The sequence below is a fragment of the Nocardia sp. NPDC005825 genome (genome assembly GCF_040630175.1).
Lineage (GTDB): Bacteria > Actinomycetota > Actinomycetes > Mycobacteriales > Mycobacteriaceae > Nocardia.
Genome location: NZ_JBEXXC010000002.1, coordinates 151,855 through 166,804, shown reverse-complemented (window position 1 = coordinate 166,804; position 14,950 = coordinate 151,855). Strand labels below are relative to the sequence as shown.

General features: G+C 67.5%; 13 protein-coding genes. 8 read left to right on the top strand and 5 right to left on the bottom strand.

Annotated features, from left to right (window positions below; translation table 11 throughout):
- Nucleotides 1-14: 14 nt before the first annotated feature.
- Genes ABZ382_RS05400 through ABZ382_RS05390 form a run of 3 tightly spaced genes read left to right on the top strand, consistent with a single transcriptional unit; the run spans nt 15 to nt 4,526 of the window.
- A complete protein-coding gene (locus ABZ382_RS05400; RefSeq protein ID WP_357084473.1) occupies nt 15-1,550 on the top strand; it encodes an NAD(P)/FAD-dependent oxidoreductase in 1,536 nt (511 codons plus the stop codon).
- A 28-nt stretch (nt 1,551-1,578) separates the two neighbouring features.
- Nucleotides 1,579-4,131, top strand: coding sequence for an SDR family NAD(P)-dependent oxidoreductase (locus tag ABZ382_RS05395; RefSeq protein ID WP_357084470.1), 2,553 nt, complete (start codon nt 1,579-1,581; stop codon nt 4,129-4,131).
- Complete coding sequence (locus tag ABZ382_RS05390) at nt 4,119-4,526, top strand: RidA family protein (protein WP_357084467.1); 408 nt, start codon at nt 4,119-4,121, stop codon at nt 4,524-4,526. The genes ABZ382_RS05395 and ABZ382_RS05390 overlap by 13 nt, the downstream gene beginning before the upstream one ends.
- Before the next feature lie 12 nt (nt 4,527-4,538).
- Here the strand turns inward: ABZ382_RS05390 and ABZ382_RS05385 are convergent, their stop codons facing one another.
- A complete protein-coding gene (locus ABZ382_RS05385) occupies nt 4,539-5,195 on the bottom strand; it encodes a lysophospholipid acyltransferase family protein (RefSeq protein WP_357084464.1) in 657 nt (218 codons plus the stop codon).
- Between the two features lie 200 nt (nt 5,196-5,395).
- On the opposite strand from ABZ382_RS05385, the gene ABZ382_RS05380 reads away from it, so the two are divergent.
- Together ABZ382_RS05380 and ABZ382_RS05375 are read left to right on the top strand one after the other, a co-directional pair.
- Nucleotides 5,396-5,671 (top strand): hypothetical protein, encoded by a 276-nt coding sequence (locus tag ABZ382_RS05380; RefSeq protein ID WP_357084461.1) that lies wholly within the window; start codon nt 5,396-5,398, stop codon nt 5,669-5,671.
- A 116-nt stretch (nt 5,672-5,787) separates the two neighbouring features.
- A complete protein-coding gene (locus tag ABZ382_RS05375; protein ID WP_357084458.1) occupies nt 5,788-7,200 on the top strand; it encodes a DUF1254 domain-containing protein in 1,413 nt (470 codons plus the stop codon).
- Here ABZ382_RS05375 and ABZ382_RS05370 read toward each other — a convergent pair.
- Nucleotides 7,197-7,643 carry a sensor histidine kinase gene (locus ABZ382_RS05370; RefSeq protein ID WP_357084455.1) on the bottom strand — a complete coding sequence of 149 codons (447 nt, stop codon included), beginning with the start codon at nt 7,641-7,643 and terminating at the stop codon, nt 7,197-7,199. The genes ABZ382_RS05375 and ABZ382_RS05370 overlap by 4 nt on opposite strands.
- 286 nt (nt 7,644-7,929) lie before the next feature.
- On the opposite strand from ABZ382_RS05370, the gene ABZ382_RS05365 reads away from it, so the two are divergent.
- Nucleotides 7,930-9,657 carry an amidohydrolase family protein gene (locus ABZ382_RS05365; RefSeq protein ID WP_357084452.1) on the top strand — a complete coding sequence of 576 codons (1,728 nt, stop codon included), beginning with the start codon at nt 7,930-7,932 and terminating at the stop codon, nt 9,655-9,657.
- A gap of 4 nt (nt 9,658-9,661) precedes the next feature.
- Here ABZ382_RS05365 and ABZ382_RS05360 read toward each other — a convergent pair whose 3' ends face one another.
- Nucleotides 9,662-10,654 carry an AraC family transcriptional regulator gene (locus ABZ382_RS05360; RefSeq protein WP_357084449.1) on the bottom strand — a complete coding sequence of 331 codons (993 nt, stop codon included), beginning with the start codon at nt 10,652-10,654 and terminating at the stop codon, nt 9,662-9,664.
- A 265-nt stretch (nt 10,655-10,919) separates the two neighbouring features.
- Between ABZ382_RS05360 and ABZ382_RS05355 the strand changes: the two genes are divergently transcribed.
- Both ABZ382_RS05355 and ABZ382_RS05350 read left to right on the top strand, forming a co-directional pair.
- Nucleotides 10,920-11,057: a hypothetical protein gene (locus ABZ382_RS05355; RefSeq protein WP_357084446.1), complete on the top strand. Its 138-nt coding sequence runs from the start codon at nt 10,920-10,922 to the stop codon at nt 11,055-11,057.
- Nucleotides 11,058-11,067: 10 nt separating this feature from the next.
- Entirely contained in the window at nt 11,068-11,883 is an 816-nt protein-coding gene (locus tag ABZ382_RS05350; RefSeq protein ID WP_357085871.1) for an SDR family oxidoreductase, read from the top strand.
- Nucleotides 11,884-12,228: 345 nt separating this feature from the next.
- Here the strand turns inward: ABZ382_RS05350 and ABZ382_RS05345 are convergent, their stop codons facing one another.
- Together ABZ382_RS05345 and ABZ382_RS05340 are read right to left on the bottom strand one after the other, a co-directional pair.
- Nucleotides 12,229-13,701, bottom strand: a complete 1,473-nt coding sequence (locus ABZ382_RS05345) for a DUF222 domain-containing protein (RefSeq protein ID WP_357084443.1) — start codon at nt 13,699-13,701, stop codon at nt 12,229-12,231.
- A gap of 81 nt (nt 13,702-13,782) precedes the next feature.
- A complete protein-coding gene (locus ABZ382_RS05340; RefSeq protein WP_357084441.1) occupies nt 13,783-14,940 on the bottom strand; it encodes an acyl-CoA dehydrogenase family protein in 1,158 nt (385 codons plus the stop codon).
- Nucleotides 14,941-14,950 lie beyond the last annotated feature (10 nt).

The window sequence follows — 14,950 nt, the reverse complement described above, 5'->3', positions numbered from 1 at the left end:
CCTACGCTGGAGTGATGGGCGCAGAGCGGCTTTCGACTCCGGACCACGAGGTCGTGGTGATCGGTGCGGGCCCGGGCGGGATCGCCGCCGGGGTCGCGCTGAAGCGGGCCGGGGTGCGCGACTTCGTGATCCTGGAGCGCGCCGACGAGGTCGGCGGCAGCTGGCACGAAAACCACTACCCCGGACTGGAAGTCGACATCCCGTCGCTGGCCTACCAGTACTCGTTCGCACGAAATCCGGACTGGAGCACACTGTTCGCCTCGGGCGCGGAGGTCAAGCGGTATCACCAGGCGGTGGCCCGCCGCTTCGGGCTGTACCCGCATGTGCGGTTCGGCACCGAGGTGGCCGCCGAGGAGTGGGACGAGGATCGCCACCGCTGGCGCCTGCGCCTCGCCGACGGCAGCGCGCTGTCCGCGCGGTTCGTGGTCAGCGCGGTGGGCGCGTTCATCAGTCCCAAGGTGGATCCCGGGATTCCGGGACTAGCCGACTACCGCGGCCGCATCCAGCGCCCCTCGGACTGGGACGACGGCTACGACCTGGCCGGGCGGCGGGTCGCGATCATCGGGACCGGCGCGAGTTCGGTCCAGATCACCCCCGCCATCGCGGGCGAGGTGGGCAGCCTCGCGGTCTTCCAGCGCACCCCGGTCTGGTGCCTGCCCAAACCGAATCCGCGGATCCCGCGCGCCGTCCGGCTGGCGCTGCGCGTCCCGGGGGTGCAGGCGGGCGTGCACGGTGCGGCACTGGTGGCGGTCGACGCCGCGCTGCGGACCATGTCCAGCGCGCCGCTGCCCGTGGTCCGCCCCGCACTCCGCGCCATCGACGCCACCGCCATCCGCGGCTATCGCGGCCTGCTGCGACTCATGGTGCGAGATCGCGAGATTCGCGAACGCCTGGCCCCGGACTACGGCCCGATCGCCAAGCGCCCGACCCTCAACACCGGCTACCTGCTGGCCTTCAACCGCGACAATGTCGATCTGGTGACCTCCCCGATCGAGCGGTTCACCGCGCACGGCCTGCGTACCGCCGACGGCGTCGAGCGCGAGTTCGACATGATCGTGCTGGCCACCGGCTATCACGTCTTCTCCGATCCGGAGACCTACACGGCCGGTCTGGTGGTGGGCCGCGACGGCCTGGATCTGGGCAAGTACTTCACCGAGAACGGCCTGCAGGCCTACGAGAGCGTGGCGCTGCCCGGCCTGCCCAATCGGTGGACCCTGGTCGGCCCGTATTCGTGGACCGGCAGCGGCTGGCACGCCTTCGTGGAGATGACCGCGGCCCACGCGGTGCGCGCCATCGCCGAGGCGCGGCGGCGCGGCGCGACCTGTGTGGCCGTGCGCCAGGACGCGCACGACGCCTATCACCGCCGCGTCTACCGGCACGGCGCGGCCATGCGCTACTACCTGGCCGAACTGAACGCGCACGTGCCGACCTACTACCGCAATTCGCAGGGCGATTCGACGTACATCCGGCCCACCGGGTTCTTCTCGGCGCGCCGGGCGCACCACCGATTCCCGTTCTCGGACTACGACTTCGACCGTCTGCCCGCCTGACCGTTCCCGCTCCCGAGGTTCCGTGCCCATGATCGAACTGCCGAAATCGGTCCGGATCGCGCTCGGCGCGGCCGGCTACGGCATCAGCGACCGCCGTCTCGCACCGGCCGTCACCGGTTCCGTGATCCTGGTGACCGGCGCCTCCTCGGGCGTCGGGCGCGCCACCGCGCTGCGGCTGGCCGCCAATGGGGCGACCGTGCTCGCGGTGGCCCGCCGAGCGGCCCGGCTCGAGGAACTGTGTACCGAGACGGCGGATTTCCCGGGCCGGGTGTACGCCTATCCGGCGGACCTGTCCGACACCGATGCCTGCGCCGCGCTGATCGAGCGGGTGCTCGCCGATCACGGGCGCGTGGACGTCTTCGTCAACAACGCGGGCAAGTCGATTCGCCGCTGGCTCTCCGATTCCCTGGACCGCTGGGACAATATCGACGACACCGCCCGCGTCAACTTCCTCGGCCCCGCGCGGCTGGTCATGAGCTTGCTGCCGTCCATGCGGGCCCGGCGACAGGGCCACATCGTGAATATCAGCACCGCCGGAGTGCACGGCCCCGGCGTGGGCTGGACCGCCTACATCGCCTCGAAGTCGGCGTTCAATTCCTGGATGCGCGGCGCCGCACCGGAATTGCGGGCGGACGGCATCGACGTCACCACGGTGCACCTGCAATTGGTGCGCTCGGAGATGCTGGGCCCCTATCGGATCTACCGCTACACCCCGAGCATGTCGACCGAGGAGGCGGCGAGCCTGGTGTGCCGGGCGATCGTGGACCGGCCCTTGGCGATTCGCCCGTGGTGGGAACGGGTGAGCGCGCCCCTGTCGTACGCGCTCGACAGTTCCCCGGCGGCACAACGCATGCTGACGCTGTACGCGAAGGCCGGGAACTGGAACAACCGTCCGGTGGATTGGGCCGGTCCGCTCGGCCGCCTGGAACGCACGGTCAATCTGCTCGACGACGCGGTCACGGTGGCCGGGTGGATTCCGGCCGGCGGCGTGCTGGAACAACTGCCTCCGACCCGGATTCCCCAGCTGGCCAGGGCATTACGTGACGGGTTCGGGCTGGCCACGGCGCTGTCGCTGTTCGCGGCGCGGTTTCCGGACCGACCCGCCATGGTCGACGATGACGGCCCGATCACCGCGGCTGAGCTGGATCGGCAGGTGCGGCGGCTGGCGGCGGCGCTGCGGGCGCGCTGGCGGATCGGGCGCGGGCAGCGGGTCGGGGTGCTGTGCCGCAACCACCGCGGATTCGTGCTGGCGGCCTACGCGGCCGCGCGACTCTCGGTGGATCTGGTGCCGTTGAACTACGGTTTCGCCGGGCCGCAGATCGGCGAGGTGCTCGCTCGCGAGCGCGTCGAATTACTGTTCTACGACGGCGAATTCCACGACGAGATCGAGAAGTCCGGGTACGGCGGACGGCGCGTGGTGGTCCGGGGCGCGGCCGGTGGCCTGCCGACGGTGGCGGAATTGGTGGCGGCGGGTGGACCGCCGGTGCGCGAGCCCGCGTCCGGGGGCACGTTGATCCTGCTCACCGGCGGAACGACCGGTGTGCCCAAAGGCGCGCCGCGCACCTTCGGCAGCGGCAGGGCCGGATCGTTGAGCCCGCACATGCTGGCGGCCGTCGGCGATCTCGCCCGGGTCGCGCCGATCCCGCGTCTGGGCCGGCCCATGGTGATCGCGCCCCCGCTGCATCACACCTACGGGTTCCTGGCCACCGCCGGTGCGTTCCTGCTCGGTTCGACCGTGGTCGTGCACGAGCGTTTCGATGCCGCGACCCTGCTCGCCGATATCGAGCGGTATCGCGCCCAGATCGTGTGCGTGGTGCCGACCATGCTCGGCCGGGTGATGGCGCTGCCGCCCGAGGTGCGCGGCGGCCACGATCTGTCGAGCCTGCGCATGATGGTGTGCGGGGCCGCTCCCCTGCCGCCGTGGCTGGCCACGGCGTTCCAGGACGAGTTCGGCGAGGTGCTGTTCAACGGCTACGCCTCCACCGAGACCGGCGCCGGCACCTTCGCCACACCCGCCGATCTGCGGGCCGCGCCCGGCACCGTGGGCCGCCCGCTCGCCGGGATCGTGGATATCCGCATCGTCGACGGCGACGGCCGCGAACTGCCCGCCGGCGTCACCGGCCGGATCGTCAACAAGAACCCGAGCATGTCCCACGGCTACAGCGACGGCCGGACCAGGGAGATGGTCGGACAGCACATGGACTCCGGCGATCTCGGCCATTTCGATTCGGAGGGGCGGCTTTTCGTGGACGGCCGTTCCGACGACATGATCGTCTCCGGCGGCGAGAACGTCTTCCCGCAGGAGGTCGAGGAGGCGCTGCTGGCGCATCCGGCGGTGGCCGACGCGGGTGCGGTCGGGGTGCCCGACGACGATTTCGGGCAGCGGCTCGTCGCAGCCGTCGTGCTGGAGCCGGGCGCGCGGGTGGACGCCGGCACCTTGCAGCGGCACATCAAGACGACGCTGGCCGGGTACAAGGTGCCGCGTGACATCGTCTTCGTCCCGGAACTGCCGCGCACGACCGCGGGCAAATTACGGCGGCAACAACTTCCGGCGATCGTCGATGCACAATGGGGCGCATGACGCAGCGACAGAATGTTTCCTCCGGCGCGCAGTGGGAGCCGATCGTCGGTTATTCGCGCGCGGTGCGGGTCGGCCCGTGGATCTCGGTCGCGGGAACCACCGCGGTCGACCCGGACGGCGGCGCGGTGGGCGGCGACGATATCGCCGAGCAGACTCGGGAAGCGTTGCGCCGAATTGTGGCCGCGCTGGCGGAAGTCGGCGCGGCACCCGAGAATGTCGTGCGCACCCGTATTTTCGTCACCGATATCTCCCGCTGGGAAGAGGTCGGCAAGGCGCACGGGGAGGTCTTCGCGGCGATCCGTCCGGCGGCGACAATGGTCGAGGTGAGCAGCCTGATCGATCCCGCGCTGCTGGTCGAGATCGAGGCCGACGCGGTCCTTCCGGAAACCGCTTGAGCGCTTCGGTTTTCAGCCGCGCAAATCCTCGATTTCGTGCCGCAGGACATCCAGGAGTTTCTCGGGGTCGTCGAATTCCGCGGGGTCGATCGGCGTTCCGAAGTGGATGGTAACTGGATGGTGGCGGTTGAATCGGCGTCCGGCATTTCCCCGGCGCAGGGGTAGGACACCGTCGGTGCCCGTGGTGGCGACCGGGATGATCGGAACACCGGGCGCCATGGCCAGCGTCGCGACGCCCGGTTTGTACGGTTCGCGCTCGCCGGCCGGGACCAGACGGCCCTCCGGATAGATGATGAGCACGCCGCCGAAGCGCAGCACCCGCGCCGCGCGGCGCACCGCGGTGCGCCCGGAGTCGGGGTCGCGCCGGACCACCGGAATATGGCCCAGCAGCCGCACCAACCGCCCGACGACCGGCCAGGTCCACAGTTCGGCCATGGCGATGGCCACCGCGCGCCGCCGCAGCGCACCCCACAGGAAGACCGCGTCGAGCAGGGAGATGTGATTGCTCGCGATGATCACCGGTCCGGTCGCGGGCACCCGATCGCGGCCGAGCACGGTGACGCGGACGAAACGGGACCAGACCACGGTACGCAGGACTCGGCGGACCAATTGTGTTGTGAGCCAAGCCCGTTTGCCCAGTCCGCGGGGTCGTCGCGCGTCGGTGTTCATGGCTCTCCCGGATCAATGGTTGTGACAACGGTTTTCATCCTCGTTCGGTAACCGATCGGAGACCACCGCAGAACTACTCAGTCACAACCACGTATTTCGAGAAATAGCCTATGGCTATCAAGACATCTTGGGCGTAGCCTGGTGGTTGCTGTACTCACGGCAATATCACACCGAAAATTCCGAGAAGGTCGTGTGCTGCCATGGTCGGAAACTGGTGGCGTAACACCGTTCTGCTTCAACTGCGTAGATCACCGGCGAACGCCGCGGTGCTTTTCGTCGTGGCGGATGACGGGACCCCGGTCATCACCTTCCCGAGACTTCATTGGGGGGTGGTGGCGATCGCTTCCGCGGCAGTTCTGTTCTTCGGGATCATGGTCGCAATGTTGGTGAGCCTCGCCTATTTCGACGAGCCCACCAGCACCGTCCCGAATGCTCCGGCATCCTGTGAACCGTTCTGCGGCACACCGCCGCCCTAGAGTGGCTGCCTCGCCACGCCCACAAACGTTCGACTCCCCGGTCATTCCGATCGGTACTGTCTCGAATCGCCGGAGTTGGCTCCGGCGATATGGAGTCATGACATGTGGGAGAGCGAATGAGGTTCTGGAAAGTCTCAGCCGTTTGTCTCGTCGCGGCGGTCACCGCGGTGGCCGCCGGTTGCGGAACCAAGTCGGACGACAAGGCTGCCGGTTCGGATGATGTGCGCACGATAGCCAAGGAGGCCTACACTTACGGCTTTCCGATGGTCGACATGTACCGCATCGAGAATTCGTATGTGGTGGACAAGAACAGCGGCCAGTACGTGGGCGACTGGAACCAGCTGCACAGCATCGCCCGGGTTTTCACGCCGGCCGACACGGTGGTCCAAACGCCCAATTCGGACACACCGTACTCGTTCCTGGTCGCTGACCTGCGGACCGAGCCGATGGTGATCACCGTGCCCCCGATCGAGGAGAAGCGCTACTACTCGCTCGAGTTCATCGACAACTACACCTATGTCTATGACCTGGTCGGGAGCCGGACCACCGGGAACGGCGGCGGCACTTACCTGCTCGCCGGTCCGGGATGGAAGGGCGACAAGCCCGCCGGGGTGGACAAGGTCATCACCTCGGCGACCGACTTCTCGATGGTGCTGTACCGGACCCAGTTGTTCGATCCGGCCGATCTGGACAACGTCAAGAAGATCCAGTCCGAGTACCAGGTGAAGCCGCTGTCGTCGTTCGAGAACAAGGCGGCACCGGCGCCCGCGCCGGCGGTCGACTTCATCAAGCCGCTGACACCGGAGGAGGAGCAGACCTCCCTCGACTTCTTCAAGGTTCTCAACTTCACACTGAAGTACGCGCCGGTCCTGCCGAACGAGAAGGAGCTGCGCGAGCGGTTCGCGAAGATCGGCATCGGCCCGGACGGCGATTTCGATCCCGCGAAGCTGAGTGCCGATGACCGCAAGGCCTTCCAGGACGGCATGGCCGACGCCTGGGCGGAACTGCAGAACTTCCGGAAGAACGAGGTGGACACCGGCAAGGTGAGTTCCGGTCAGCTGTTCGGATCCGCCGAACAGCTGAAGGGGAACTACCTGTACCGCTTCGCCGGTGCGGTCACGGGCATCCTGGGGCTGCCGGGCGCGGAGGCCATGTACTTCCCGCTCACCGTCGACAACACGGGCGCAAAGCTGAACGGCGCCAACAACTACACCCTCACCTTCCCCGGCGGGAAGCTACCGCCGGTGAAGGCGTTCTGGTCGGTGACGATGTACAAGTTGCCGGAGATCCTGCTGGTGGAGAATCCGATCAACCGCTACCTGATCAATTCTCCGATGCTGCCCAACCTGGTGCGCAACCCGGACGGCGGGATCACGCTCTACATCCAGCAGACGTCGCCGGGCGCGGACAAGGAGGCCAACTGGCTCCCGACTCCCCCCGGTGACTTCGAGATGATCCTGCGGACCTACTGGCCCGAGCAGGCCATCACCGATGGCAGCTGGACCCCGCCGAAGGTGACCAAGGCCTAGACCTGGTCGTCAGACGGGAACAACAGAGTGACAACGGTGCTGCCGGGCGAGGACTCGATCACAGGACTCGCACCGTGCAGCGCCGCCACCTGTGCCGCGATGGCCGGCCCGAGGCCGTGGCCGGGAGTGGTCCGCGCCGCGGAGGACCGATAGAAGCGGTCGAAGACATGCGGCAGATCATCGGGTGGGATGCCGGGGCCGTTGTCCCGCACCGAGATCCGGTTTGCTGCGACAGTCACGCTGACGGTGCCGCCGGGCGGGCTGAACTTGGCGGCATTGTCGAGGAGGTTGGTGACCGCCCGGACCAGTCGCGCGGGGGCGCCCGGCACGGTCACGGGACGCAGATCGTCAGCGAATGTGATTCCGGGCCAATGCTTTCGAGCCGCCGCCACGCAGTCCGCGGTCAGCAGATCGAGGCGCAGGTCTTCCAGTGATTCGGGCACGGCGTCGGGGTCGTCGCGGCTTCACCGACGCACAGTCCCTGCCGGGCTCGGGGCCCGGCTTCACCTGGCCCGCGTCACGACCTCTGGCCCGCCTGGACCACCTCCTGGTCCGCGGCCTCACCCCGGCGTCCGCGTCCGTACTCCGTCTCCCCGGCCCCGATCACCGCGCGCCCACGGCCGCCGTCGCGTTCCCGCCACGGTGACCTTCGATAGGCGGATACTGCACTTATAACGTGTTACAAACCACCCGCCACGTGGCGGGACCGATCCACGGGGGTGAACTGCGATGACACGGTTCGATCTGGTGATTCGCGGGGGCACGGTGTACGACGGGACGGGCGGGCCCGGGGTGCGGGCCGATGTCGGGGTGATCGACGGCACGGTAGCCGCCATCGAGGGCGGCGGGCTGCCCGACGGGGAGCGGACGCTCGACGCCACCGGCAGCTGGGTGATGCCCGGCATGCTGGACGTCCACACCCACTACGACGCCGAGGTGCTGGGCAGTCCCGGCCTGGGCGAATCGGTGCGGCACGGTGTCACCACGGTGGTGCTCGGCAACTGCTCGCTGTCGACGGTGTACTCCGAGGCCGAGGACTGCGCCGACCTGTTCGCGCGGGTCGAGGCGCTGCCGTGGGACGCGGTGCACTCGGCGGTCAAGGAGCACAAGGACTGGGACGACCCGCGGTCGTACCGGAAGTCACTCGCCGATCGGCCGCTCGGCGCGAATGTCGCCGCGTTCCTGGGACATTCGGATATGCGCGTGAGGGTCATGGGCCTGGGCCGGTCGGTGGACGCGCAGGCCCGCCCGACGTTCGCTGAGCTGCACCGCATGTGCGCAATGCTGGAGGCGGCGCTGGACGCCGGATTCCTGGGGCTGTCCACGATCCGCAGTTCGTTCTCGAAGCTGGAGGGCGTGCGGTTCCCGACCCGGCAGCTGCCGTCCACGTACGCGACGTGGCGGGAGTACCGGGCGTTGAACGCCGTGCTGCGGCGGCGCGGCCGGGTGCATCAGAGCACCCCGAACCTGACCAGCCGCGCCGAACTGGTGAACTACTTCGCGCAGAGCGCGGGCCGGTTCCGCGCGCCGCTCAAGACGACGCTCATCGCGGGCATGGACGTCAAGGCCGACCGCACCACCGCACGGGCCGCCATGGCATCGGCCTGGATCGCGAATACCGTTGGCGGAGCGCGGTTCCGGTGGCAGCATCTGCCGGTCCCGTTCGAGGTGTACGCCGACGGGGTGGATCTGGTGGTGTTCGAGGAGTTCGGCTCCGGCAGCGCCGCGCTCAATATCCGCGACGCCATGAAGCGCGGCGAGCTCCTGGCCGACGAGGACTACCGCCGACGGTTCCGCAAGGATCTGGCCAAGAAGTACGGGCCGCGGGTCTGGAACCGCGACCTCTACGACGCCGTGATCGTCGCCTGCCCCGACGCGGACGTGGTCGGGAAGTCGTTCGGCGCGGTCGCCGACGAACGCGGCATCGATCCCGCCGACGCCATGCTGGATCTCACGGTGGAGCACGGCCCGGCATTGCGGTGGCGCACCGTCATCGCCAATGACCGCGAGGAGGTGCTCGACCGGTTGCAGCGCTCACCCATGATGCAGGTCGGGTTCGCCGATTCCGGTGCGCACCTGCGGAATATGGCGTTCTACAACTTCGGGGTGCGGATGCTGGAGCGGGCGCAGCAGCGGGGGTTCCTGCCGATCGAGACCGCGGTCCACCGGCTCACCGGCGAGCTCGCGGATTGGTACAGCCTGGACGCCGGGCGTCTGCGGGTCGGCGGGCGCGCCGATATCGCGGTCATCGATCCGGCGGGGTTCGACGGCACCTCCAGCGCGTACGCCGAAGCGCCGTTCCCCGGGGTCGCGGGGTTGCAGCGCATGGTCAATCGCAATGACCGGGCGGTCGCGGCCACCGTGGTCGGCGGCCGCGTCGTCTACGAATACGGTGAATTCGCACCGGGATTCGGCACCACCCTGCACGCGGGCAGCTTCCTGACCGCGCAGGGGTGAGGCCCTAGACGAGTTCCGGGGTGCGCCCGCGCGCGCGGTACTCCTGCGGTGGGCAGCCCTGCCAGCGCCGGAAGGCGCGGATGAAGGACGCCGCCTCGGCGTAGCCCAGCCGGGCCGCCACCTGTTCGGTGGTCATGTCGGTGCGGTCCAGCAGCTCCTCGGAGAGGGCTTGGCGCACCTCGTCGAGCAGGGCGCGGAACGAGGTGCCCTCCTCGTTGAGCCGCCGCGACAGAGTGCGCGGGCTGACGAACAGCCCGGCCGCCACGGCCGACTGATCCGGGATCACGCCCGGATCGCGGATGAGCACGCCGCGTACGACGGCCGCGAAACCCGAGCGGACGTAGCGGCGCGCCAGCAGTTCCTGGCACATCTGCTCGCAGGTGCTGCGGGCCTGTTCGGTCGGTTGCGGCAGGACGACGTCCAGGAACGAGGAGTCGAAGGCGAGTTCGTCGACGCTGGTTCCGAAGAGCGGCTCGACGCCGAAAACCGACCGGTAGCGGCTGGTATCGGGCGGTGCGGCGTGCCGGAAACTGACGCGGCGTACCGGTACGTTCACCGAGTACAGCTCACGGCCGAGCATCTGGATTCCGGCCAGCACCCGCTCGGCCAGGAAGCCGCGCACGTCCTCCGGAACGTCCCGGTCGTCGAACCGCAGCCGCCCTTCGCCGTCCACTTCCTCGAAGGTCACCTGCCCGAACGCGAAGGCCAGCTCGACGTATCCCGGCGCCACCACGATCGCGTCCCGCATGGTCCGGCTGGCCAACAGGGCCAGACCCCAGGGCCCCGACAGCGGCACGTGATACCGCGTCCCCGCCTCCACGCCCAATCCCGGTTCCCGGCCGAACCGGGCGAGGAGATTCCGCACCACCGCAAGTTCTTGCCGCGCCGTCGCTTCCGTGGTCTGTTCGACCACCGAGTCGGGCGCGAGACCCGCTCCGGCGAGGCATTCCCCCGCCGGCATCCCTCTTTCATCGGCCAGCCGGGTCAGAATGTGCACACCGGATGTGTGCCTGGCTAGATCCCAGTCGAGCATGTGCGCTGTGTCCTCTTCGAGTACTCCCGACCCAAATGTCTGTTCCCCATCGGGGTTGGCGCAACATATCAACGAGAGACCGCCCGGTGTGGCGCATCCGACATTTTTGATCGCGCAGCGGTGATGCGCGCGACGCGCGGAACACGATTCGTCACGTAACAGCCGATGCGCCGGTGCGATTCACCCACAACCGGTTCGGACGACGACCAGCAATCGAGGTCTGCCCACCATGAGTTCCACCGCGATCCTGCTACTTCCCATGCTCGCGGCCCCCGCGTTCGGCGTCGGCATCTGGCTCGGCATCCGCTCGGTTACCGGCGAATGCGCCTCCGAACGCCGCCAAGCACGCTGCCGACGCACCCGATAACGTGCACGGTATGAGCAGCTTATCGACCCGCACCGTGGTCGTCACCGGCGCGTCCTCCGGCATCGGCAAGGCCACCGCCGCGGCCTTCGCGGCCCGCGGCCACAAGGTGATCGGCACCAGCCGCAATCCCGACAACCTCGCCGAGGCCGACCGGGCGCCGGGCGTCGAGTACCGTGCGCTCGATATCACCGACCTGGACTCGATCGAACGGTTCACGGCCGAGCTCGGGGCGATCGATGTGCTGATCAACAATGCCGGGGAGAGTCAGGCCGGGCCGCTGTCCGACCTGCCGCGTGACGCGATCGAAAGACTGTTCCAGCTCAATGTTTTCGGGCCGGTGTCGTTGACCCAGGCCGTGTTGCCCGGCATGCGTGAGCGTGGGTATGGGCGGATCGTCATGGTCGGCTCCATGCTCGGGAGCTTCCCGATGCCGTACCGCTCGTCCTACGTGGCGACCAAAGCGGCCGTGCGCGGCTTCGCGACCGCCGCGCGGTTCGAGGAGTCTCCGTTCGGCATCTGGATCACTACCGTCGAGCCCGGCCAGATCGACACCGGACTGAGTGAGCGCCGCGCCAAGTACATCGCCGATGGGTCACCTCATACCGCGGACTTCACGAAATTCATGGCCCGCCTCGATGCTCAGATGAGCAAAGGCATTTCGCCTGTCCAGGTGGCGGAAACCATTGTGGCGGCGGTCAACTCCGACCGGCCGAAGCCGCTCTACGCGGTCGGAAGCAATGCGCCATTGATGTTCGCGATTCGTCGGGTGCTGCCGCGGAGCGTTATGGAACGTGTGATTGCAGCGGCTCAAGGGCTCAAACGATAAGGACCACAAGACTTAAAGAGAAGAAGAGATAAAGACGCCTGGAGAAGGAAGAGAGGGTGGCCGAGCTTGCGAGGCCCGCTCACGTACCAGCCCCACTCACGGCTCGGCCGCGCGTCGTCCCGGGGAAACGAAGGGATGGGGTTGGGCGGTTTCGGTAGAAGGTGATCCGTGCAGTCCGTGGGCTGGGATCGGCGGCTGACGGTTCCTGGGTCGGCGTCAGCCCCAGTGCGGTAGGGCAGGCGAGGCGACCACACTCTGTGTAGTTCTGCGAACGCACTTGCTGCACGAGCATTCGTGACGCACGCAGCCCGAAGGGCCCCACCATTGGTGAGGCTCGAACGGGCATCAGGGGCGTGACCACCATTTGACCGGTGGGCGTGTGCGGTCGCGCAGTCGCGCCAGCGACGCGGCCATCAGTTCACCGGCGTGGTGACGTTCGTTGACCTGGGGTGTGCCGGTCGGGTCGATATGGCGCGGCGCTATCCACCCGGTACGGCCTGCGTACTCGGAATCCTTCGGCATGGCAACGGTTTTCCAGCCGCCGGGGCCGTCGTGGATGAGCGCATGGCAGGCATCGCAGGCCAAGGTGAGGTTTTCGATGTCGGTGGTGCCGCCCTTGTTCCATTCGGTCACGTGGTGGACTTGGGTGAGGGTGGCAGGGGCGCTGCAACCAGGGCGGGTGCAGCCGCGCTCGGTGGCGATCAATGCCATCCGCTGGGCGGCGTTGGCGAGGCGCTTCGTGCGGCCCAGGTGCAAGGGGCGTCCGGCGTGGTCGAAGATCGCCAGGAAGGGCTTGGACTTCTGCGCCAGCTGCAGCGCTTCTTCCAGCGGCACGGTCCCGCCCGAAGCGGTGGTAGCAACACCCGCAGCAGCTTCGACCTCCGCAAGCGACATGGTGATGATCGTCGAGACAGGCAGACCCCGGTGCTGGCCGGTGCTCTCCGGTCCCATCTCGGGACGCAGGAACGCCAACAGCGCGTCATGGTTGCGCTGCGCCGCAGTACGAGGATCACGGCGTGCGGCACGCTCCAACCCCGCGAGGGCTTCGTCATCGAGTCCTTCAGTGACCCAGGGGCTTTCAGCATCGTCGGCATTACACATGCCCGGCCGCGCCAGACTGGCGAAGATCGGGTCCAGCACAGCACGAAGCGCGGGCGTCACCTGTGCGGTAATCACCGACATCCCGTCCACACCCTGCTTACCGATCGTCAAACCACGGCGACGCTGCCGGTCCACCTCGCGGTTGAAGCGCCCATCAGGATCGAGGTAACCCAGGATCCGGTCACCGATCTTGGGCAGGTCATCCGGCGTGGACTGCGCGGCGAAGCTCGCCAACTCGAATTCAGCGAGATCCCGATCCTCGACGTCGATCTCGGCCGGAATGCGGTCCATGATCTGCGCGATCCGCCGCGCGGAATCCGCCGACACGATGCCCATCTGCTGATAGGCGGCAGTCCACGGCAACCGAGGCTCCAGCACTTCACCTCCGGCTTGCCGCATCCCGAGCTGTTCCGCGGCACGCACCCGAGCACACGCCTCGGCATGCCCGAGGCGCAAAGTCCGCTCGAGGTACTTCGAAACCCTTTTCACCCCGGCCTTTTCGGGCAGGTTCCGAGCCTCTACTTCCCGAACCAACTTGTGCTCGAATGCGGCCATCCGACGGCGTGTGGTCTCCCAATCCCGCATCAATTCCACGAGATCCTCATCCGAAATCGGATCCAGGGAGTCATTGAGCAGGACGTCCACAGCATCGAACACCACACCGGTGGCATCGCCCACCGTGATGTCCTCGCTGAGATTCGGCCCGCCCAATTTCATGCCTCTATTCTATCAATGACACCCTTCACCTGTGATCGAATTACCATGTGTAGCAGGTCTTTTCAGATATCCATCGAATAATTACGACCGTTCGGTAAGCCGCAAATCCCGTCCGATAATCTCCCGCATGATTTCGGAAGTCCCGCCGTACACCCGAGTGATCCGCGCATCTGCCGCCATCCGCGCAATCGGATACTCACGCATGTACCCGTAGCCTCCGAACAGCTGCTGGCACCGGTCGATGCAACGGAACTCCATCTCCGAGGCCCACAGTTTGGCCTTGGCGGCATCAGCAGGCGTCAACCGCCCCGCATTCAATTCCAGCACGCACTTGTCGATGAACGCTTCCGCCACCGACACCTCGGTAGCCACGTCGGCGAGTGTGAACTTGGTGTTCTGGAATGCCCCGATCGGCTGTCCGAAAGCCTCACGTTCCCCGACGTATTCGATGGTCGTCCGCAACGCGACCCGGGCTCGCGCCAGGCAGGCGACGGCGATCTGCATCCGTTCCTGGGGAAGGTTCCGCATCAGGTAGGTGAATCCGCGCCCCACCTCCCCGAGCACGTTCTCCTTGGGCACCCGGACGTCGGTGAAGTTGAGCTCGGCCGTGTCTTGGGAGTGCAGACCGAGCTTGTCCAGGTTGCGGCCACGCTCGAAGCCCTCCATGCCGCGCTCGAGCACCATCACGGTGACCCCCGTGTGGCGTTCGGCGGAGGTCCGGACCGCCGTGATCACCAGATCCGCGTTGATGCCGTTGGTGATGAAGGTCTTCGCACCGTTCACCACGAAGTGATCACCCATATCGACTGCCGCCGTGCGGATTCCGGCGACATCGGATCCCGCGCCCGGCTCGGTCATGCCGATAGCCGCGATCCGGGTCCCCGCCACGAACCCCGGCAGCCACCGCTCCCGCTGTGCCTCGGTCGTCAGATCCACCAGGTACGGCGTGCAGATGTCATTGTGCAGCGCGAAGTTCAGGCCGACTCCCGCGCAGTCGGCTTCCATGAATTCCTCGATGAGGATCTGGTTGAACCGGAAGTCCGCGACGCCCAGCCCACCGTAGCTCTGCGGCACCGCGAATCCGAGCAGACCCAGGTCGCCGGCCCGCGCGAACACCGACCGCGGCACGATCCCGGCCTCTTCCCAGCCCAGGTAGTGCGGCGCGACTTCCTTGCGCACGAATCCCCTCGCCAGCTCGGCGAATGCCCGATGATCGTCACCGTAGTGCCCTCGTTCCATGGGCCCATGG